1 protein-coding gene is annotated in these 565 nt (G+C 41.6%); it reads right to left on the bottom strand.

Features of this window, described 5'->3' with window-relative positions:
• Positions 1-175: 175 nt before the first annotated feature.
• The coding region (locus LACPOB_RS11485) for a CBS domain-containing protein (protein WP_040532537.1) at positions 176-565 on the bottom strand (390 nt) is incomplete at its 5' end.

Below are 565 nucleotides of genomic sequence, written 5' to 3'. Positions count from 1 at the left end.
GCTAAGATCACAATGATAAACAACCATTCAGGCAAGAGATCAAAGACCCATTGAACTGCGTCAATGATCGCCTGGAAGAATGCGGTAATACCATTGAAAAAGCCTGTAAAATTACTTAACCAGTCAACACCTTTGTTGACCCAGTCAGCTAATGGTAATGCTCCAATTCCGTTCATTAAGCGGTCACCTCTTCCCCAGAAATAGCAGCCAAGACTGTACCACGTAAAATAATACCTAACAGATGATCATCGTCATCCACAACAATATACGGAATTGGCGTTTTCGAAATATCATTGATCAGATCATTGATCGGTGTATCAGCATGTGTTTTAGGCACATCGGTCTTCAAGACAGAATGCAAGTCTTTACTGCCTTTTTTGATCAATTCAGAAACATCGTCTGCATCAGCAAAGCCGACAAATTTATTTTCATTATCGACCACATAGATCGAAGAAATATCATTTTCACGCATCCGACGCAAGGCAACCCGTGGACCAGCTTTAGAAATATTAACTACATGTGCCTTAGCCATCACACTGCTTGCAGTTAGGACTTGCGTCCGGTC

Origin of the sequence: Ligilactobacillus pobuzihii E100301 = KCTC 13174 (assembly GCF_000349725.1) — a bacterium.
Classification (GTDB): domain Bacteria; phylum Bacillota; class Bacilli; order Lactobacillales; family Lactobacillaceae; genus Ligilactobacillus; species Ligilactobacillus pobuzihii.
Note: the sequence above shows the minus strand (reverse complement) of the source record. Positions and strands in the feature narration are given on the sequence as shown.